This window comes from Akkermansia sp. (genome assembly GCF_020860705.1).
In the GTDB taxonomy this organism is placed as follows: Bacteria; Verrucomicrobiota; Verrucomicrobiia; order Verrucomicrobiales; family Akkermansiaceae; genus Akkermansia.
The window spans coordinates 80,403-101,047 of sequence record NZ_JAJBTT010000044.1 but is presented as its reverse complement, the minus strand read 5'-3'; the positions used below and the strand labels follow the sequence as shown (position 1 = coordinate 101,047).

Sequence of the window (20,645 nt, the reverse complement as noted above, 5' to 3'; positions counted from 1 at the left end):
CTTTGGCTTGCGGCTCTGTTGACGGCTCATCCACCGATTTTGATGAAGAGCCTTTTTTTCTTGAAGATGCAGCATCTGTGGCAGGACGCGGAAACGGCTTTTAAAAGCCTTACCTTGCAGGTTCGCCATGCATTAAGGCGTAAAAAAGCCCTCTTCCGCATGAACAGAAGAGGGCGAAAGGCAACCTGTTCCAGACAGGAACCGCTTCCGACAACGCTGATAAGGCGCTTGCACCTGCGGCAGGTTTCCATATGCCGGGGAGATTCCGAATCATCAAAGAACTGAGAAGTCCGGAAATAACGCCTGCAAGAATAATGCTCCGGCTTCAGCGGAGTCGTTTCTTCCAGTGTTCAGGCTTGCCTGAACAGTCCATCCTTCATGCAGACCCTCACAGGGCGGACTTTTCCGGCCGCGGCAATCCAGCCTGTTTTCTGACAGGCTGCACCGCGTCGGGGATAGTGTATGGAAATCCATATAAACGGCTAACCACAGGAGTGGAGGCCTTCCGGAAGATTTGTCCGGATTGATTGTATGAACATCCTGTCCCCCCCTCTTCCGCTGGTACGTCATCAGTAATGTGCATGAACATGATGGATCATCATTGGCCGGACTGGTTAATCACGTGAGTTCCGACGTAGATTTTCCCCCCATCGGTGGTGATGTAGAGGGTAGTGGCGTCTTTTTCCTCCAGTGCGGCGTATTCGGCATCGGACAGGTCTGTCCTCACCTTGAGCCAGCGGGCATCTCCTTCCGTCCTATTCAGCAACGAATTACCGGTCAGCCCAATAACACCTGCATTCAATTTTGTCATGGAGGCATAGGCCTGCATGCCGACAGTGCGACACTCAAGAAAAATACATCTCCTGCCCATATTATGGGTTATTACTATCTTTCCCTGATTGGAGACCATCATGCTCTCTCCACTAAGGTTTACGAAAGAGAAGGTTCCATCATTTAATGCAAGACCTTTGAAATAGCCGTTTCCGGTTGATTTGATATTTCCATCCATCGTGATTCCCTCGGAAAACGTCACTGGCCCCTCACAATCTATTGCCGCTGCCTTCAGCTTGTTCAGGGTGGCGTCCTGCCCGTTTTTAATGCCGCCGCCCTGGGCAGACGATCCCATGGCGGCAGTTTTAAAAGTCTGCGTCACCAGTGCATGTTCATCGGAGACTTCCACGGTATCTGTGGGAGCCACAAAGATATACTGTCCGGGATTTTCCGTTTCCAGAATAGTCAGGGAAGAGGCGTCATTAAGAAGCGCCCGGACAGAGCATGCTGCCGTACATGTCAGCGCGTAGGTTGCGCCCGGTGTGGTATTCACTTTCATCGCGCAGATTTAGTACCGGGAGAAGAATGAAAATCATCCATGCTGATACGTGCATGCCTGCGGTCCCGGAAAGCGGCAGGCGGCATGATCCCGTTTTCCGTAGGCAAGCAGCTTCAAAGAATGACGCCACTGAATAGAAAATATGGCCAAATATTTTTATATTAAATATTTTATAAAACAAGTACAAACCACCTTTCAACGTACATCATCAACACACAGTCCCTTGATAATCATAGGTCACTGATACATCATCCACTCATTCTCGGGCATTGAAAAAGACCAGGGTCTCAGAATTAATCCTATATCACAGAATATCAACAATTTAAAATAATCCATCCATTCACCTTGAAAGGAGCGGCAACAGTAATCCCTACAATTGCCTCGAATTCGTCCAGGATAATACGTATATACAAGAGTATGACTTCGTTGCCGACTTCTTCATTGGTTGAATCCGTAGCCAATAAAATCAAACAGATGATCCTCAGTGGCAGCCTGGTCAACATTCTGCCCGGTGAACGGGAGCTTGGACACAGATTGTCTGTAGGAAGAGAGACTGTCAGAAAGGCGCTGGCCCTTCTGGAAAAGGAGGCATGGATTGCGCCTGCGCGCATCAAGGTTCCCCGGCGCATCCTGAAAACCATGGAAAAAGAAGCGGATAGAAATATCCCTTGCCCTTCCGTCCAGGAAAAAAGAGGCATCATCGGATTTCTGACGCCCCAGCCCCTCAAGAGGCTGGCGCAAAGCGTCCTGGCGGAGGTGTACACCATCTCCAAGATTCTGGAGGAAGACGGCATCAGCGTACGCATTTTTGAAGCGCCCTGGATTTTAGGCAATAATCCGGATAAACGGCTTTCCAAACTGGTGACCAAATCCGAATGCATCTGCTGGATACTCCACCGGTCCTCGGAACAGACCCAGCTCTGGTTCAAGACGCACGCCATCCCCTGCATCGTGCGCGGCACTTCCTACCAAAGCAGCAACCTTCCCTATCTGGACCGCCACTGGGCGGCCACCACGCACCATGCGGCGCAGCATCTGTGGAACAAGGGCCACCGGACCGTCGGCCTGTGCCTGCCTCCGGATCCCCTGAAAGGCCACCAGTTAATGCAGAAGGGATTTTTCAGTTTTGCGGGAGAGGGCTGGAATCCCGTGCTGATTCCCACCCCGTTTCAAACGCCTCTTTTCTTTGAATACCTCGCCAAAGCGTTCAAGGAACATCCGGACATGTCCGCCCTGGTCGCCACGCGGGGCAACCAGATCGTTCCCATCCTCTCCTGGGTTGAAGCCCGCTCCCTGAGCATCCCGAACCAGCTCAGCCTGATAAGCCTGACGTATGAGCCCTTTATGGAGCGCCTGCTGCCAACCATCACCTATTATGAGGAGAACCAGACAAAAACGGTTCACAAGCTCATCCGGATGCTCCGCGCCCTGACTTCCGGCAAAAGCATCAAGAGCATTTCCGTCATTCCGGAAATTTATCCCGGGCAGTCCGTCTCCCTGCACCATACTTCCCCATCCGCGTAAAACGCTTTTCCAAAAGGGAGGAATTCCGGGAGCAGGAAAGCGCCGGAAAAGGTAAAACGGGAGACATGGAGGCATTCCGGCAGAAAAAAGATAACATCTTTTTCCCGGAAACGTATCCTGAATACTTGATTCACCTGTCTCCCCCTTCTTCCCATGCGTTTCTTCACCCTCCTCCTGCTGTTCTGTTCCCTCCATGCATTCCCGGCGCAGCCCCTGCATGCGGAGGAAGTCAACGTCATTCTCATTGGCGGCCAATCAAACGCGACAGGCCAGGGGTACGTCAGAAACATTCCGGACTGCTTTAAAACGGATGAACGGGTCCTCCTGTATTATTCCGGCTCCCTGAAAGGAACGGAACCTGCGGAACAACTCATTCCTTTAAGCCCGGCATCCGAATCCCCCGACCGCTTCGGCGTGGAGCTGAGCCTGGGAACGGCCTTGCAGAAAAAATTCCCACGGGAAAAATGGGCCATCATCAAGCATGCCCTCAGCGGCAGCAACCTTTTCCGGCAATGGAATCCCGGGAAAACTCCGCAGGACAAGCCGGGGGAAGAATACGTCCAATTCATCCAGACCGTCCACCACGGCCTGGAAGCCCTGAAAAAACAGGGCCATATCCCTGTCCTGAAGGCCATGGCATGGCAGCAGGGAGAAGGAGACGCCAGGGACATTGCCGGAGAAGACAACTCCCGTGCGTATGGCGAAAACCTGAATAACCTGATTAACCGCATCAGGGCCGACCTGAAGGCTCCGGACCTCCTGTTCATTTATGGCAGCATTCTTCCCGTCGCCCTTCCTTCCCGTTTTCCCGGCAGGGACGAGGTTCGCCGGGGGCAAAGGGAAGTGGCGGAGAATGCCCGTACCGCCCTGTCCGTAAAAAACGCTATCTACGTTCCGGCAGACGATCTCCAGCTGCGCAGCATGGATTTCCGCACGCCTTTTCCGACGGATCAGATCCACCTGGGAACACACGGCATCCTGACCCTGGGAGAACGCTTTGCCGCCGCCCTGGAAAAGGCATGGAAGCAAAACCGCTGAGGCCCGTCTTTTCCTCCCCTGGCTGCCAGAAGCACGGCCGCCCTCCGGCCAACCAATAATGTTTGACATCCTTCCGGGCTGCGGATAGGGTTGATTCTGATTTCATCCCCGGGCCGCCAAGGCTGAAAAACGGGGGCCCACAGAACTCTCTCTCATCCATCATTCCCCCATGAACCCATTGAAAGGAGCATGCATCATCGGCCAGTCCGGCGGCCCCACCGCCGTCATCAACGCAAGCGCGCTGGGAGCTATCCGGACTGCCCTGCAATGCGAACCAGTCACCCGCGTTCTGGGGGCCGCCAACGGGATTGAAGGAGTGCTGAAGGAACGTCTGTTCGACATGGCCCGGGAAGACCCGGAGGAACTGGAACTGCTGAAATACACCCCGGCCTCCGCCCTGGGTTCGTGCCGTTACAGGATGGCTGATCCGGCCGTGGATGATACGGATTACCGCCGTCTGCTGGAGGTGTTCCGGAAATACGGGGTGCGTTACTTTTTCTACAACGGCGGCAATGATTCCATGGACACCTGCAACAAGATATCCAAATTCATGCAGCAGTCCGGCTATGAATGCCGCGTGATTGGAATCCCCAAGACCATTGACAACGATCTTTACGGCACGGACCACTGCCCCGGCTTCGGCTCCGCCGCCAAATTCATCGCCACCTCCTGCATGGAGGTGCACCAGGATCTGCGCGTGTACGACAAGGGGCGCGTCACCATCGTGGAAATCATGGGCCGCCATGCCGGCTGGCTGGCCGGGTCCGCCGCACTCGCCACTTACGCAGGTGCCGGGCCGGACCTGGTTTACCTGCCGGAAGTGCCCTTCCGCATGGAGGAATTCTGGCAGGACGTGGACCGGATCTACAAGCGGAACGGGAGCTGCATGGTAGCCGTTTCCGAAGGGGTGCAATATGCAGACGGCCGCTTCGTCGCGGAATCCGGAGACAGGGACGTCTTCGGCCATACGCAGCTGGGCGGCCTGGGGGCCATGCTGGCGGAATCCGTCAAGCGCCAGACCGGAGCCAAGGTAAGAAGCATTGAACTTTCCCTGCTCCAGCGTTGCGCCTCCCATGTCGCCTCCCGGACGGATATTGACGAAGCGTACATGGCGGGAAAAGCCGCCGTGGAAGCCGCCATTTCCGGAGAAACGGACAAGATGGTAGCCTTTGAGCGGAGTACGGAAAACGGCATCTATTCCTGCAAGGCCAAATTGATCAGTCTGACGGAAGTCGCCAATGTGGAAAAGCTCGTGCCCCGTGAATGGATCAATGCCCGCGGCAATGGCGTGGAACAGCCGTTCATCGACTACGTGCTGCCCCTGATCCAGGGCGAGACAGCCATGCAGAAGGAATGCTCCCTGCCCCGCTTTGCGAAGCTCAGAAAAGTGCTGGCGGAACCGGTGCAGGCCTAGCTTTTTCCCTGGCTCCCTCTGCTCCCTAACACCGGAAAACAAGGAATTTCCGAGGAAAAGAAAGCCGGACTATTCTCCGGGATAGCATTTTATTTTCTTTTCCTGCGTATGTGGTTATGGATCAATATTTTCAGAACACAGTAAAATCGGAGGGAAGAGAACAAGGAAATGAAAAATCTTGCAAACAAGGAGGGAAAAAGGCTAAAACATTAATGAGGTCCAAAATCGGCTGCAGTCGTTATGCCACGCATGAACGGCTTATTCCGTGATCTTTTCCGGAAACTGGCATGGAACCGGTCCCCGGCCAATTAATCCCTGCATGCCATGCTCGATTACCTGTTTCAACATTTTTACTCTACGCTGGCAATCCTCGCCTTTTTCCTGGCCATCCTGATTCTGCGCGCCTGCGGCAAACGCGGCAGAAGCTGGATTGCCGCCTCCACGGCCCCGTTCGGCTGCATGACCTTTCTGGTCATCTTCCTTCTGCTGGCGGCATTGATTACCTGGTCATTCGGCTTCTTCACCCTGGGTTCCACCGTGGAAAACGTGGCCTTCGTCCTTGCATGGCTGGCAGCCATCGCCGCGGCCCTGGCCGTCATTTCACGTTTGACGGACTACTACCTGCGGGAGGATAAATCGGCCAGCAAGCTTTACCCGGGGAAATCCCGGAAACTGCTGTCCGTCCAGCTCCGTAACAAGGGCATCCTTCTGTTCGTGCTGATCGGAGCCATCAGCTGCGCCATTGACATCGTCACGGTTCCCTTTCCGGTGCCGGAACTTCCGCCGGGCTCCGCACTCTCCGCCTCTATCCGCGTTCCCCTCCCTCCGGAAGTCCCGTTGGACGTCCGCATTTCCTCACGCGTCACCAACAGGTTTTTTGGAGAATGCGACTTTGACCTGACCGTCCATGACCAGACGGGGCGCAAACACATCTTCCCCGCCATCCTGATCAACCCCGGCGGCGGGAGCTCCATTACCATTTACAGGCTGAGGCCGGAGTGCAGCCATCGCAAGGGCAGCCTGGTGTTTACCAATGAGGTGGAAAGCTGCCTGTTCAACATGGATACCATGCAAATGAAATCCATGAGCGGCCCCGCCTCCAATTATCCCCTTCCCTCCCGGGATGACCTGCATGGCCCGGACATGGACCTGCGCCTGGAAGTGGTGGGACTTTACCAGGGGCTTTCCTGCACCAGCGGTGCGGAACATGCGGAAACGACGCGCGCCCACGTGCTGAAAATCCTGAAGGACGTCCAGCCATGACCGCAATGCCCCAAAAGCAGCGTTGACACAGGCTCTCCTGCGCCTTTACTCTGGAACCAGCCAATCAGCCACAGCCATGATCAAAATTACCGCCAAAAGCATCGTCAAATCCGGCGCCAGGGAAGAATTCATCGCCGCCGCCCGGGAACTTGTGGAAAAGAGCCGTGCGGAAGCAGGCAACATTTCCTACCACCTGTATGAAGACATGGATGATCCCAACATCCTGACGTTCATTGAAGAATGGAAGGACCAGGCGGCTGTGGACGTTCATGCCGATTCCGAACACTTCCAGCGCATCATTCCCCTCCTGAGCGACATGACGGAGGAAGCCATTGAGATTTCCCTGTACCGGGAAGTGCTTTAACCGCCGCAGGAAAAACCACGGCCTTCTTCCCTTGCCGGGAAAATAAAAGCGCCCCGTCCCACCATGGAGACGGAGCGCAGGAAGCTTCGCATCATTTACCGTCAAAACGCGAAGCATCCACACCCGGAGCCCCAGAAATCGGAATATCTGGGCCGCGACGCATTCGCCGCGCCCTCCATCAGCATGAAGGCGGAATGCATGCAGCCATGCTCATGGCAATGGGAGGAATGCCGGTGTTCCGGCTGGAAGGGCACGCCCGCCCTGGCCGCCTTTTTCGGGTCCAGGGGCGCTCCGTAGCCGCCGAACACGGCAATGGGGGACCACTCCGGCAGTACGGGAATGGGCTCCGGGTCCAGATCCTTGAACGGTCCCGCGGCATAAACAATCCTGCCGTCCATGATGGTCAGCACGGATTCAATCCCCTTGATCTCCTCTTCAGGAACGGTGAAATAGTCGTCGCTCAGCACGGCCATGTCCGCCAGCTGTCCGGGGACAATCGCCCCCTTCCTGCCCGTTTCAGAAGAAAACCAGGTGCTCCCCTGCGTATAAAGCCGGAGGGCTTCTTCACGGGAAAGGCAGTCTTCTTCACGGTACATCGGCTCACCGCCCACGGTCTTCCCCGTGGACAGCCAGTACAGGGAAACCCATGGATTATAGCTTGCCACGCGCGTAGCGTCCGTCCCAGCTCCCACGGGAATGCCCATTTCCAGCATTTTGCGTACGGGCGGCGTATGCTCCGCCGCCTCCCTGCCGTAACGGTCTATGAAATATTCCCCCTGGTACGCCATGCGGCACTGCACGGCAATGCCGCCTCCCAGCGCCTTGACGCGTTCCAGGTTTTTCTCGTCAATGGTTTCACAGTGGTCGAAGAACCAGTGCAGGCCGTTAAAGGGAATGTCCCGGTTCACTTCTTCATACACGTCCAGAAAGCGGGAAATGCTTTCATTATACGTAGCGTGCAGGCGGAAGGGCCATTTGTTGGCAGCCAGCAGGCTGACCACGCCCTTGAGTTCGGATTCCATATCTCCGGGAAGATCGGGGCGCGGTTCCAGAAAGTCCTCAAAGTCCGCGGCGGAAAAGACGAGCATTTCACCCGCCCCGTTACAGCGGTAATAATCGTCCCCCTCTCCCGGCTTCGTCATCCTGATCCATCTGGCAAAATCCTCCTTCTCTTCCTTCGGCCTCTGCGTAAAAAGGTTGTAGGCAATGCGCACGGTCATTTCCCCGCGCTTGTGCAATTCTTCAATCACCTGGTAGTCCTCCGGGTAATTCTGATAGCCGCCGCCTGCGTCAATGATGCTGGTCAGGCCCAGGCGGTTGAGTTCCCTCATGAAATGCCGGGTGGAATTGATCTGGTGCTCCACGGGCAGCTTGGGCCCTTTGGCCAGCGTGGCGTAAAGAATGGTGGCGTTCGGCCGTGCAATCAGCAGCCCCGTGGGGTTGCCTTCGCTGTCGTGCTGGATTTCCCCGCCGGGAGGGTTGGGCGTATCCTTCGTGTACCCGCAGGCGCGCAGGGCCGCCTTGTTGAGCATGGCGCGGCAATACAGGTGAAGCACAAAAACGGGCGTATCCGGCGCGGCTTCATTGATTTCCTCCAGCGTGGGCATCCGGCGTTCCGCAAACTGGAACTCGCTCCATCCCCCTACCACGCGCACCCACTGGCCCGGCGGCGTTCTGCGGGCCTGTTCCCGGAGCATGCGCAGGGCATCCGCCAGGGAGGGCACGCCGTCCCAGCGCAGTTCCATATTGTAATTCAAGCCGCCGCGAATAACGTGCAGGTGGGAATCATTCAAGCCGGGAATAACGGTTCTTTTCCCGGCGTCAATCACCTGCGTATCCGGGCCCTGGTATTTGGCAAGATCCTCGTCAGCCCCCACGGCCAGTATTTTTCCATCCTTGACGGCGACGGCCTGGGCCGTCGTACCGCGCTCGTCCAACGTAGCAATGTTGCCGTTGGAAATCATCAAATCGGCGTAAACCGTATCATTATTTTTCATTATTTTCATCATGGTTCGGGGTTGTTGCCGGAGCTGTTCCAGCCTGAGGGGTGAAAAGCCATGAAGACAGCGCGCTACTGATCAGCGGCATGAACACCCAGGTCAGCAGGGCCACCACACAGGCATTGAACAGGAAAAAGGAAAGCCACGCGGGCAGCAGGCTGCGGATGGGGCCTCCCACCGTGATATTCAGAAGAAAGATGACGAGGCACACGCCCAGGTAGGTGGCCGCCGCCGTCTTGTAGCGCGGCGGCGTCCTCATCGGGGTGCCCGGCTCGTTCAGCCAGGCGTCCAGGCCGTTCATCTCCTGGATGTGGGCCTCCCCTTCCGTATGGGCTCCCAGCAGTTTCATCCAGCGTTCATACTCCGGGGAGGCAACCAGGGTCTTTCTGGCGGCGGCGCTGGCAAAACGGTCCACCACCACATACTCCCCGTTTCCGTCGGAAGGCCTTAAGACGCTGATTCCAACATGCCCGGGACAGCTCAGCACAAAGCTGACGAAATCCCTCATGGCGTGCTCAAACTGCCCTTCATGCCCCGGCAGAATATGCCGCCGCACCACAACCGTCACTTCATCTGCAGGATTCATGGCGTTCATGCCTGGTGAATGGTTCAAGGCGTTTCTTCCGGCGCAGACTCCGCAGCAGCGGACGGCGCACCGGAAGAAACCCTAGGGGAAATCAGGCATCATGCTTCACCACCTGCGGAGACAGGGAGGACTGGGGGGCATGATGAACCATCGTGTAGGCATATTCCACGCCCACGCCGTAAGCGCCGCCCTGCTGTTTGAGCAGGTTCATCAGGGCGTCGTAATGTTCCTTGTTCTTCCAGTCGCGCTGGAATTCAAGGAGGGCCCCGATGGTCGTCAGCCGCGTCCCCCCCGCCTGGACGATTCGGGAAAGAGCCGCCTTCTGGGCGTCCCTGGAGGTGGCGCCGCAGCAATCCTCCACCACGTAAATGTTATAGCCGTCACCGATCATTTCAATGGCCGGCCACGCAACGCACACTTCCGTCCAAAGTCCGGTAAGGAGAATATTCTTGCGGCCCGTCGCCTTGATGGCCTTCCGGAACTCGTCGGAATCCCACGAATTCATGGAGCTGCGTTCAATGACGTGTTCGCCCGGAAAAACGTCCAGAAGCTGGGGCCAGACGTAGCCGGAGAAGGATTCCGTTTCCACGGCCGTAATCACGGTGGGAACCTGGAACAATTTGGCGGCTTTCGCCAGCAGAGTGACATTATTGATCAGATCGGCACGGTTGATGCTGGTTACGCCAAAGGTCATCTGCGGCTGGTGGTCAATAAAAACTACGGCGGTGTCTTCCGGCGTATAAAGTTGATGATAGTGTGAGGTTATCAGAGACATGGTCTTATTCTCCTTATAATCTATGTTTAATTATTTAAATCAGGGATCCGCCGGTCCTTAAACCGCTGGGTCCATGGTTGGTTGGAGAACAGTTCCCATGTTTCTGTTGACAGAATGCCAGAATGTGACAAACCGTTTAAAAGCGGCAGGCCCGGCAAACAACGTGCAAGCCCCGCCGGACCTGGGATGAAAGCCGGATCAGCTTTTCAGGAAAAGACAGTCATCATCTTCCGTAAAACGTGCGCGTTTCCGGACATCCCCTCCTTCATTTTCATCCACGGAGAACCCCGTCCATACAGATCGCACGGACCATCCGGAGCAGAAAATCCCAATGGACTTCCCTGAAAAACAGCGCCCGTCCATGGAAACATGGCCATGGCGGAGCAGTCACTTACTTCTCTTCTCCATGCTTGATATTCAAGGCATCCAGAATCTTCTCATAACCCGGCAAACGCCTTTGGAAATCCTGAAAATCCTTGTCTTCCTTCCGGGTCCAGCCCGTTTCCGCATAAGCGGCGATACGGGGGAAAACATGACGGTGCAGTTTTTCCACATCCGGAATCCATTCCGTCCATACCTGGCAGCCCAGGCCGATGACGTTGCGCTGGTGTTCAGGCTTCAGCCCTGCAAAAACAGGTTCAAAGGAATAGGATTTGGACAAGGGGATTTTCTGATAGTCCTTGTTTATATACGTCATGGCGGCCGTGGAATTGACCACCTGGTGGCCGTCCTTGATGGCCCTGGCGGCAATCTTTTCAGACCCGTACCAGAAATGGATAATGGCCTTCCCGTCCAGCTTGCCCAGCGCCGCCCCCTGGCCGCCGTCATGATGCACGTCGGAGCCCAGGATTTCATTCCACCCGATCACGCGGCACCCTTTTTTCGCCAGCATGGCGGAAATCCGGTTCGTAAACATGATTTGAAGGTCCGGATAGGTCTTGATGCCCTTCTTCTTCATGAATGCCTCAATATGGGGAACGCCTTCCCAGTACTTCTTGTACCGCACCTCGTCACCGCCAATGTGGATGATGCCGCCGGGAAACAGGGAAACCAGCTCCGTCATGACATCCCCCAGGAACTGGTAGGTGCGCTCGCTGGTGGGATCAAACGCGGCTCCGTCATTGAAGCTGACGGGAACCTCCGCCAGAGGCTTGGCGGACAATTTCAGTTCCGGATAGGAGACGATGGCGGCGGCGGAATGCCCCGGAACATCTATTTCCGGAACAATCGTCACGTTCCGGTCAGCCGCATAACGGACGATGCGCCTGATCTGCTCCTGCGTGTAAAAGCCTTCATGGGGCTTGCCTTCGTACTTTCCGCTCCCCCATGTTTCTATCTCCGTGTCCCTGCGCCTGCTGCCCACGGTCGTCAGCTTGGGGTATTTTTTAATCTGGATGCGCCATCCGCCATCGTCGGACAAATGCCAGTGCAGGATGTTCATTTTCAAAAGCCCCATCTGGTCAATCAGCCTCTTTACCTCCTCTTCTCCAAAAAAATGCCTCGCTTCATCCAGCATGAAGGCGCGCCATGCAAACCGCGGATAATCCAGCATGGAAAAAGGCTTCTCCGCCACCTTCCAGCTTACGGCCCCCTTGTCTGCGCCAGGGTCAAAAAAAGCGGCAGGCAGCATCTGCGCCAGGCTCTGCCCGGCATAATAGACCCCCTTGGGCGTGGCCGCCTTGACGACGATGCGCCCGGGCGCCGCTTCCAGACGGTACGCCTCCGGTCCGTATTGCTTCAGGGAGTCATCCTTCTCAATGCGGATGATTCCCGTTCCCCCCTCCCCTTTCAGGGGCAGCCCTGTTCCGTCTGACAAAAACTGCTGCAACAGGCGGGTTTGCCGCTGGAACCCGGCATCCTTCTCCCGGCAGGCGATGCGCGTGCCGGAATCCAGTTTCACGGGGGTTGCCTCATTCCCATCCCCGATCTTGACGGACACGGGCCGGGGAATGATCTGGTCCTGCGCATGCACGGGCATGCAGCAAACGCCGGAAAGAAGGATAAGGAATACATGGGAAACAGCATGCAACATGACGCTTATCATACACCGCTTTTTCCGGAAGTCTTTCTTTTCTTTCCGCCTTTTCTCCATCCCCGCAAAAACGGCGCGGAGAACTTCCCCTCCATGACGCGCCAGCCTGCGGCGGCCGCACGGAATGCCATAATCCGCCCCTTGTCTTCCTTTCCCCCGCGGCGTATGATGAACAGCATGAAAAAAGACGATGCGCCGGGCCTGTTTGCCGCCTTTGCGGACCGTCCCCTGGCAGACCGCCTGCGACCGTCCTCCCTGGAGGAAATCGTGGGCCAGGACCACCTGCTGGGAGAGGGAGGTCCCATCCGTCTCATGGCGGATTCCGGCAAGCTGACCAGCTTTGTCCTGTGGGGACCGCCCGGATGCGGAAAAACCACGCTGGCACGCATCCTGGCCACGCGCACGTCCATGTACTTCGTAGCGCTCTCCGCCGTCTTCTCCGGCATGGCTGATCTGAGGAAAGCCTTTGACGAAGCCTCCAAACGGAGGGAATACGGGGAAGGCACCCTCCTGTTTGTGGATGAAATCCACCGGTTCAACCGCGCCCAGCAGGACGGCTTTCTGCCGTATGTGGAAAACGGAACAGTCACGCTGGTGGGAGCCACCACGGAAAACCCCTCCTTTGAACTGAACAGCGCCCTTCTGTCGCGCTGCAAGGTCTTCGTCATGCATTCCCTGGACGCTCCTGCCCTGGAAAACATCATTCAGCGGGCGGAATCCCTCCTTCAGCGCAAGCTGCCGCTTGCACCGGAGGCGCGCTCCACCCTGATTGAACTGGCGGACGGCGACGGCCGCTACCTGATCAATCTGATGGAAAGCGTTTTTGACCTCTGCAAGCCTGAAGAGACGCTGGACACGGCCGCCCTGCTGAAAATCGTCCAGCAGCGCGCCCCGGTTTACGACAAGGACCGGGAGGGCCATTACAACCTGATCAGCGCCCTGCACAAATCCCTGCGCGGCTCCGATACGGACGCGGCCCTGTACTGGGCAGCACGCATGCTCCAGGGCGGAGAAGATCCCCTGTACCTGTTGCGCCGCCTGACCCGCTTCGCCATGGAGGACATCAGCCTGGCAGACCCCGCCGCGCTGCCCATGGCCATCGCCGCATGGGACGCGTATGAACGCCTCGGCTCTCCGGAAGGGGAGCTGGCGATTGCGGAACTGGTCATTTACCTGGGCTGCGCCCCCAAATCCAACAGCGCCTATACCGCATGGAGCGCGGCCCGGAAGGCGGCCAGGGAACACGGCTCCCTGATGCCGCCGGCGCACATCCTGAACGCACCCACCAAATTGATGAAGGAACTGGGCTACGGGAAGGATTACGCCTACGACCACGATGCGCCGGAGGCCTTCTCCGGGCAGAACTACTTTCCGGACAAGATGCCCCGCCGCCAGTTCTATAAACCGCCGGAACGCGGCTTTGAGCGGGAAATCAACAAGCGCCTGGCCTACTGGGACAAACTGCGCCGCCAGCGGGCGGAAGAGGATTCCGGAACCTCCGGCACGCGGAGGGGGTGAGAAGAAAACCCGCCCTCTCCGTAGAAGAGGCATCTTTCATGCCGAGGCAGCCGGCCATACGGCCACTTCCGCAATCCCCTGGCCCGGAGCCAGCCGGATGCGGACGTACCTGGCAACGGAATCCTCCGGACACGTAGCATCCAGCCCCTCTCCGTCCCTGAGAAGAACGGCTTTGACCTCCTTCCACGTTTTGCCGTCCCTGCTGATCTGCACCACGGGGGCCTTCCCTTTCCAGGTTCCGGCGGCTTTCACCTCCACCCGGTCCAGGCGGAATTCAAACTCCATGTCCAGCTGCCACCATGGCGCCTGGTCTTCCGCCGCCGGCAACCAGGAGGAAGTGCCGTCGCCGTCTGACGCCTTCATGGCATCCTGAATGCCGGAAGAAGCGGAACAAGGCCTCAATGCAGCCAGGTTCGCCCGTTCTCCCGTTCCGGACTGTCCATGCCGCGCCAGCTGGGCATCCCTTTCCTGCGCGGAGAAACGCTTGTAGGGCCTTTCCTTCGTTTCCGCACTCCTTCCCGCCACATATGCCGGGGCATTCCGGGAAACGATCCGGATGCGGTCTCCCTTCAATCCGGGGGAAGACGCCATGATGACGGTTTCTCCCGCATAATAGGCCCTGAACTCAATAGCCGCGCACCCTTCTATGAGGTCGATATCCGTTCCGGGCGTGAAGGTAATGCTCTTGCCGGTGGGGAATTCCCCGGGGCCGGACTCCACGGAAAGCGTCACGGGAACGGAATTGGCAAGCGGCCTGCCGGAAGCGTCCGCCACCCTGACGGTCACATGCACGTCGTCCGTACCATCCGCCGGGCTGATAACCTTCTTGTCCGCAGATAGTTTCACCTGGGCCGGCGTTCCTTCCACCGGCCATTCCGGCGGGGGAACGTTCCGGAGCTCATTCCTGTACCAGTACCAGGCACGCTTGGGAATGCGGAAATAATCCACAATGCCCATGCGGCCGCCGGAGGGCCAGATGCTGCCGTGGTCAAACCCGCACCACACCGCCTCCCCGACGCGCCAGGGATGGAGCACCCCCGCCTTTTTGTCCCCGGCCATGTCCCCCCAGCCCGGCGCGTACGCTCCCGGCCTCTTGCAGCTTACGGAACCATACTCCGTCACCATGCTGGGCCTTCCGGGCGTTTTTACGTGGGAACCGTCCCCGTTGAAGGCGGCCATATCCCCCAGCTTGTCAAAATCTCCGCGCTGGCCGCCCCCTGCGCATACGGGGCGGGACGGGTCCAGTTCCTTCACCAGGGCAATAAGCTTCCTGCACAGGGCCCTGGCCTCCGGCGTGTGCCTGGTGAAAAACGGTTCGTTGCTGATGCTCCAGATCACGATGGAAGGATGGTTCCGGAATTGCAGCACCATTTCCCTCACCTGGCGCATGCAGCTTTCCTCAAATGCGGCGCGGTCCTTCCCGTCGGAGGGGTAGGCGTCGCAATTCCAGTACCTGTCATGTTCCTTGAAGCCGCCCATGCCCCAGAAAATACCTTCATTCAGCATGCACATGCCTATCCGGTCGCAGGCGTCCAGAAAAGCCCGGGAATGGGGATAATGGGACCCCCGGATGAAATTGAAGCCGGCATCCTTCATCAGGAGCACGTCCCGGCGGGCCCCGGCGTCCGTCACGGCGTCCCCCCACCCCGCATGGTCCTGGTGCACATTGGCCCCCTGAAGATAAACGGGGGTTCCGTTAATCAGCATTCCCCGGTCCGCCGTAAGCTCCAGCGAACGGAAGCCCAGCGGATTCTCGGCCCGGTCCAGCACCACGCCCTCCGCATCCACCAGTTCCGTCTGCACGCGGTACAGGCCGGGAGCGGACGGGCTCCACAAGTTGGGAGAGGCCAGCGGGGGCAGGTCCGTCCGGATCCGGTCCGTATTTCCCGCGCCCAGCTCTACGGGCGTTTCCCCGCGCAACACCACGCGGCCGCCCTTGTCCTCGCGAACGGTGTGGCGCACCACCAATTTTCTCATTTGCCGGGAATCATTCCTTATCTCCGTGAGAATGCGGACCTTCCCGCAGGCAGGCGTCACTTCCGGCGTCTGCACCCAGACGCCGTGTGCGGGAATATGCACGGGGGAGCACACGTGCAGATGCACGTTCCGGTACAAGCCGCCGGAAAAGACATGCTCCCCGGCCCGCGGGGCAATGCGGGGGTTCCATCGGTTGTCCACGCGCACCTCCACCCAATTCTCCCCCGGATTCAGAAACGGCGTCAGGTCCGTCCGGAACGCCGTATAGCCCCCTTCATGGCTCCCTGCCGGCTTTCCGTTCACCCTCACCTCTGCAACCTGGAATGCGGCTCCGCAATCCAGAAAAACCTTGAGACCCTTCCATTCCTCCGGCACCACGAGCTTCTTTCGGTAGGAGCCGCGTCCCGTGTAAAAGGACTCGGACATGAAATAGGGGAGGCTGAACGTATGGGGAAGATGGGCCGTCCGCCAGTCCCCCTTTCCGGGCTCGTCCTCCAGCCGGAACTCCCAGCCGCGGTTCCAGACCATCCTGCTGCAAGCAGGTCGTTCCTCCGTTCCGGCGGAAAAAACCTGTGTTCCGGCCACGCCCAGGAACAGGACGGCCATTCTTGAAAAAAATGCGGCTCTTGCAGACATGTCCATCCTACCATGCGGCGCCGGAGTTTCTTTCATCAAGAAATTTTTACCTGTCGTTTTTCTGTGATGACGATAAAAGAGAAATTACCTTACGCGTCCTGCCGCCGCCCATACTCCGGACCATCTAAAAACCGCCGGCTGGGAACAAGGGCCTCCCGGCCCTTGTAACCCCCGGACTAAATTGGAAAGAGGAACAATGCCCCTTCACTCAGTAGCTTCTTCTTCTGCACAGGCCGAAGGATCCAGCTGGAAGCTAGATCCTTCGGAAAGAAGGCAGTCCATGAAACAGGCTGCGGTTATTTTCCCCCTATCCTCACTGCGTGATAATATTCAGTTCAGCAACGGTGGCGCTCTGCTCGCCGCCCTTCACCGGAGACCGGGCGTCCAGCTTGAAATAGCGGGCTTCCACGGGAGAACCGAAGTCGATGCGCTGCACGGCCGGGTCCTTCCGGATGTAATGGTAGGTGAACTGCCCCTTCTTGACTTCTTTCCAGTTTTTCCCGTCGTCGGAGATGGAGAAGGAATACTGGGAGATGAGGCCCTTGTCCTTGTCCATTCTGGGCGTATAGATAAATCCGGTGAACTTCATTTTGGCGCCCATGTCCACGGCAATGGAATGGGGGAAACCCGGCAGGCCGTTGGTGTAGGAAGTATGCCAGTAGGTATCCGGATTTCCGTCAATGGCGAAGTGGGCGAACCCGGTATCCGGTTCTTCCGAGGAAACGCTGAGAATCTTCCAATCACGCTGCCCCTTGATGAGGGAAAACTCCCGCTCTCCCGGAGAGGTGGGGGCCGTTTTGCCGGATTTTCCGGCAGAAGCCCACGCCCTGACTACCCCTTCAGGCAGCTTGAAGGGTTGGCTGTACGTTTTTTCCGGTCCCTTGTTGACGGAGTACTTCATCTCCACTCCGGGCGTGGAAGAAACCAGGCTGACCATGCCGTCCGCGTCGCGTTCGATCACGGGGGAATGGGGCACGCCCAATCCCGTACGCGCCAGGTTCAGCAGGGCGGACGTGGGGGCCAACACAAAGCCCAGGGAGGTAGCCTCGCTCAGCGTCTGGTACCTGGCCAGGGGGCGGGGGCCGCAGGAAGCCCCGCCCAGCCCCATCTGGAAGGCGTCCAGATTCACGATCACCTTGTTCTTTTCCGGCAAACGGTCCAGGCTTTTGGCATTGTTAAGTTCTTTTGGAGTATAGCGCAGGATGGAGACTTCCAGCGGAGCTTTGGAGGAAGCGGACCCCACCCACAACGCCGGAGCGGATTTGGGCCTGGACAGGGCCACCCAGTCCGTCTCCATGCGGTTGCCCATGTCCTGCGGACGGGAATAGGCAAAGAACATGTCATCCACGGAGGTCTGGAACACATCCTTCCAACAGGAGGTGCGGCGGTCCCGGTAGTTGTCCCAGGGTCCCAGTCCCAGGTATTCCACCTGGTCATAAGCGGCTGGCATTCCAAAGGTGACGCCCAGCCGGAGAAGTTCCTCTCCCTTCGCGGAGGGATACATCCTGACGGAGGCATTGATGATGCCGTTGCCGAAAACCGTCCAGGCAACCTCCCCGGAGAAGGAAGGATCGGAGCCCTTCGTCCGGAATTCCGCCGTAATGCGGGCCACGCCGGGGGAAATGACGGCGGCCTTCACGTTGGAATATTCCGCCTTCATATTCTGCATCTTCATCTTCCCTTCCACCTTGCTCCTGATCCAGGAGTCATTGTCCACGGGGGAACGGTACGCCTGGAGCGCTACCGGATAGTCCGGCAGAATCAGGTCCTGGCTGCCGTACCGGAGGGCGGAAAGCATCCCGTCCTTAAAGGAGGCGGAAAAGCCCTTGCCCTGCACCACCACGGGGTTCCCCTGGCGCACGGAGACGGCGGGCAGCGCCGCCGGAGCTTTCACGGAGGCTTTCTTCTCCACGGATGCCGGGAACCACTCATAAGCCTCGCATTCATCCACCACATGTTCCAGCTGCCTGGCTGAAAGCTCCTTCACATCTTCCGGCAATTTGAACCGGGCATCCGCCAGAACCATCAGGGAGCCGGACTGCATGGCGGCGGAAGGCAGCCTGACCGTCGCAGACTTGCCGGGAGCCACTTCCGGAAGCGCCATGCGCTCCACGGCATGGCCGCTTCCCGGCTTGAGGGAGACGAGGTAAAGCGTATACCCCTTCAGAGGCTTGTGGAAGTACTTGTTGCGCACGGTCAGAGAGCCGTCCTTGCGGTCAAAGGCCATGTACTGGTACACCTTCTTCACTTCCTTCGTTTTGGCCGTGGTGTTCCGGTTGCCCAGAATAATGCCGTTGTCGCAGAAGTTGCCCTGGTTGGGCCTGTCCCCGAACATGCCGCCGTACGCCTGCGTCACGCCCTTGAAGGGTGCGGGCTTGTAAATGCCGTTGCCGGCCGGGTTGGCGCGGAGGGACTGGTCCACAAAGTCCCAGATGGCCCCCCCCACCATGCGCGGGGAGGATTCAAAGGCTTCCATGTACTCCTTGAAATTGCCCAGGGCATTCCCCATGGAATGGGCGTATTCGCAGACGAAGAAGGGACGGGAAGTTTTCTGCTTCCCCCAGTTTTCCACCCGGTCCACGGGCGGGTACATGGCGGAATCCATGTCCACGGCCTTGTGCCCGTGCGGGAATTCGCAGTAATGGAGGGGACGCGTGTCGTCATAAGCCCTGATGGCTTCCGAGGCCGCCACAAAGTTGGGACCGTTGCCGGATTCATTGCCCAGGGACCAGAAGACGATGGAGGGATGGTTCTTGGAACGGTGCACCATGTTCATGCTGCGCTCCACATGCGCCTTCTTCCAGGAAGGTTTTCTGGAGACGTCCATGCCGCTGTTGCGGATGCCGTGGGCTTCGCAGTTGGCTTCATCCATCACGTACAGGCCGTAGCGGTCGCACAGGTCGTAGAAATAAGGGTGGTTGGGATAGTGGGAACAGCGGATGGTGTTGATGTTGTGCGCCTTGATGATCTGCACGTCCTTTTCTATCACCTCCCGGGGAATGGCGCGCCCGTAATCCGGATGCGTTTCATGGCGGTTGACGCCCTTGAATTTGACGGCTTTCCCGTTCACCAGCACAGCACCGTTTTCAGCAATTTCCACGGAACGGAACCCGATGTTGACGGAACGGGGATCCTTCCCGTTCAGGGAATAGGTCACCTTGTACAGGTTGGGCGTTTCCGCCGTCCACGGCTTCACGCCGGGATATTCCTTTTTCAGGGAAACCTGCACTTCCCCTCCGGCGGGAATGGCCGGCACCGTCAGCGTGCCGGAATCCAGTTTGCCTTTGTTGTCTGTCTGCACACGGCCGGAACCGCTCTTGCCCTCCCAATTCAGGTTGGTGGAAATTCCTTCCACGGAATATTCCAGCTTCATCCCGGCGGGAATGTCTTTTTTACCGGAATTGCGGATGGTAAAGGTTCCGTTCAAAGTTCCGGTTGTGTAATTTTTCCCGTCCAGTCCCGCTTTCAGGAACAAGTCCCGCACATGCACCTGGGGCTGGGCGAAGAGGGTCACGTCACGGAAAATGCCGGAAAGGCGCAGGAAGTCCTGGTCTTCCAGATAGGAGCCGTCGCTCCAGCGGTACACTTCCACGGCAATCGTGTTCCTGCCCGGCTTCACATAAGGGGTAAGGTCAAATTCGCCGCCCGTGTAGGAATCCTGGGAATAACCCACCTTCCGGCCATTCACCCAGACGTAGAAGGCGGATTCCACCCCGTCAAACCGGATCATCACCTGTTCCCCCTTCCAGGAGGAGGGGAGGTTGAAATCCCGGCGGTAGGAACCCACGGAATTGCGCTCCTTGTACGCCGGCCAGTTCTTGGGCGGCTCCTCCGTCACCTTGGGAGGATTCGGCTTGAAAGGATACGGAACGTTCGTGTAAATGGCCGTCCCGTAGCCGTAAAGCTGCCAGTTGGAGGGCACCTTGATCGTATCCCATCCGGACACGGAATAGGAAGGCTTGAAGAAATCAACGGGACGCTCGCCCGGCTTCATGGAAAATTTGAATTTCCAGTCACCGTTCAGGCTGAGCGTCTTGTCCGCAGCCGGAAGGATGGAGGCGCGGGGAGCTTCCTTGTTGATCCCCGTTACTTCTTCATTTTCCCAGTCCGGAGCCTCCCCCAGCAGGGGAAGGGCCGTAACCAGGCACATCATGGAACATACAAACGCTCGTACCGCTTTCATCTGGG

At 57.8% G+C, this 20,645-nt stretch carries 13 protein-coding genes; 6 read left to right on the top strand and 7 right to left on the bottom strand.

Annotated features, from left to right (window positions below; translation table 11 throughout):
• Positions 1 to 598 precede the first annotated feature (598 nt).
• Positions 599 to 1,330: a hypothetical protein gene (locus LIO64_RS10560; protein ID WP_290549409.1), complete on the bottom strand. Its 732-nt coding sequence runs from the start codon at positions 1,328 to 1,330 to the stop codon at positions 599 to 601.
• Between the two features lie 417 nt (positions 1,331 to 1,747).
• Here LIO64_RS10560 and LIO64_RS10555 point away from each other — a divergent pair, with 417 nt between their 5' ends.
• From LIO64_RS10555 to LIO64_RS10535, 5 genes are all read left to right on the top strand, one after another.
• Positions 1,748 to 2,854, top strand: coding sequence for a GntR family transcriptional regulator (locus tag LIO64_RS10555; protein WP_290549408.1), 1,107 nt, complete (start codon positions 1,748 to 1,750; stop codon positions 2,852 to 2,854).
• A gap of 153 nt (positions 2,855 to 3,007) precedes the next feature.
• On the top strand, positions 3,008 to 3,892 hold the full coding sequence (locus LIO64_RS10550) for a sialate O-acetylesterase (RefSeq protein ID WP_290549407.1): 885 nt from the start codon (positions 3,008 to 3,010) through the stop codon (positions 3,890 to 3,892).
• 169 nt (positions 3,893 to 4,061) lie between these two features.
• Complete coding sequence (locus LIO64_RS10545; RefSeq protein WP_290549406.1) at positions 4,062 to 5,306, top strand: 6-phosphofructokinase; 1,245 nt, start codon at positions 4,062 to 4,064, stop codon at positions 5,304 to 5,306.
• 324 nt (positions 5,307 to 5,630) lie between these two features.
• Positions 5,631 to 6,569, top strand: a complete 939-nt coding sequence (locus LIO64_RS10540) for a hypothetical protein (protein ID WP_290549405.1) — start codon at positions 5,631 to 5,633, stop codon at positions 6,567 to 6,569.
• Positions 6,570 to 6,645: 76 nt separating this feature from the next.
• Positions 6,646 to 6,933, top strand: a complete 288-nt coding sequence (locus LIO64_RS10535) for a putative quinol monooxygenase (protein ID WP_290549404.1) — start codon at positions 6,646 to 6,648, stop codon at positions 6,931 to 6,933.
• A 101-nt stretch (positions 6,934 to 7,034) separates the two neighbouring features.
• On the opposite strand, the gene LIO64_RS10530 is transcribed toward LIO64_RS10535, so the two are convergent.
• The 4 genes from LIO64_RS10530 to LIO64_RS10515 form a co-directional block, all read right to left on the bottom strand.
• The gene (locus tag LIO64_RS10530) at positions 7,035 to 8,939 is read right to left on the bottom strand and encodes an amidohydrolase (RefSeq protein WP_345779588.1); all 1,905 of its coding nucleotides are present in this window, start codon (positions 8,937 to 8,939) and stop codon (positions 7,035 to 7,037) included.
• Entirely contained in the window at positions 8,920 to 9,519 is a 600-nt protein-coding gene (locus tag LIO64_RS10525; RefSeq protein WP_290549402.1) for an antibiotic biosynthesis monooxygenase, read from the bottom strand. The genes LIO64_RS10530 and LIO64_RS10525 overlap by 20 nt, the downstream gene beginning before the upstream one ends.
• A gap of 91 nt (positions 9,520 to 9,610) precedes the next feature.
• On the bottom strand, positions 9,611 to 10,294 hold the full coding sequence (locus LIO64_RS10520) for a hydrolase (RefSeq protein ID WP_290549401.1): 684 nt from the start codon (positions 10,292 to 10,294) through the stop codon (positions 9,611 to 9,613).
• Between the two features lie 391 nt (positions 10,295 to 10,685).
• The gene (locus LIO64_RS10515; protein ID WP_290549400.1) at positions 10,686 to 12,326 is read right to left on the bottom strand and encodes a beta-N-acetylhexosaminidase; all 1,641 of its coding nucleotides are present in this window, start codon (positions 12,324 to 12,326) and stop codon (positions 10,686 to 10,688) included.
• Positions 12,327 to 12,503: 177 nt separating this feature from the next.
• Between LIO64_RS10515 and LIO64_RS10510 the strand changes: the two genes are divergently transcribed.
• Positions 12,504 to 13,844 (top strand): replication-associated recombination protein A, encoded by a 1,341-nt coding sequence (locus LIO64_RS10510; RefSeq protein ID WP_290549399.1) that lies wholly within the window; start codon positions 12,504 to 12,506, stop codon positions 13,842 to 13,844.
• A gap of 36 nt (positions 13,845 to 13,880) precedes the next feature.
• On the opposite strand, the gene LIO64_RS10505 is transcribed toward LIO64_RS10510, so the two are convergent.
• A complete protein-coding gene (locus LIO64_RS10505) occupies positions 13,881 to 16,457 on the bottom strand; it encodes a glycoside hydrolase family 2 TIM barrel-domain containing protein (RefSeq protein ID WP_290549398.1) in 2,577 nt (858 codons plus the stop codon).
• Between the two features lie 313 nt (positions 16,458 to 16,770).
• Complete coding sequence (locus LIO64_RS10500; protein ID WP_290549397.1) at positions 16,771 to 20,640, bottom strand: glycoside hydrolase family 2 TIM barrel-domain containing protein; 3,870 nt, start codon at positions 20,638 to 20,640, stop codon at positions 16,771 to 16,773.
• Positions 20,641 to 20,645 lie beyond the last annotated feature (5 nt).